Below are 621 nucleotides of genomic sequence, written 5' to 3'. Positions count from 1 at the left end.
TATTGAAAGTGATGGTACTTTGCCAACAGACTTCTGGAGTGGCGTGCCGGTTACTGGCTTTAGTGACAACTGGTGGCTAGATCTTAGCATGATGCACCAGCTATTCACCTTGGAGCATAACGCTATTGCTGACAAGCTGAAGGAAAACTATCCAAACGCGACAGATCAGTGGCTATTTGATAAGTCCCGCTTGATCAACTCTGCCTTGATGGCGAAGATTCACACCGTTGAATGGACGCCTGCAATTATCGCCAACCCTGCATTAGAGTTGTCGATGGAAGCAAACTGGTGGGGTATCGCGCGTAATCCTGAAACACGTGATTTGATCCAAAATGTGACGGACGATATCAAAGGTCCTAATTCCTGGCTCATTAACACCATCGCATTATTTGATCCTGAAAAAGCTGAACAGTTAAGCACGCCAGGCGCAATTGACCATATCCTTGGTGGTTTGGTTGGCCAAAGCAAACCAAATAACTATGATGTTCCTTATGTACTGACTGAGGAATTCGTTGCGGTTTATCGTATGCACCCATTACTACGTGATGCGGTAGATATCTACGATATCGGTTCAAATGTTGTTTCTGAGCGTATCAATATTGAAGACACGCGTGATGGCGA

The 621-nt window shown here is 45.2% G+C and carries 1 protein-coding gene; it reads left to right on the top strand.

Features of this window, described 5'->3' with window-relative positions; all coding sequences use genetic code 11:
- Positions 1-19: 19 nt before the first annotated feature.
- The coding region (locus tag A3757_RS25620; RefSeq protein ID WP_304439175.1) for a peroxidase family protein at positions 20-621 on the top strand (602 nt) is incomplete at its 3' end.

This window comes from Oleiphilus sp. HI0117 (assembly GCF_001635235.1).
This window is presented reverse-complemented; position numbering and strand designations above follow the sequence as displayed.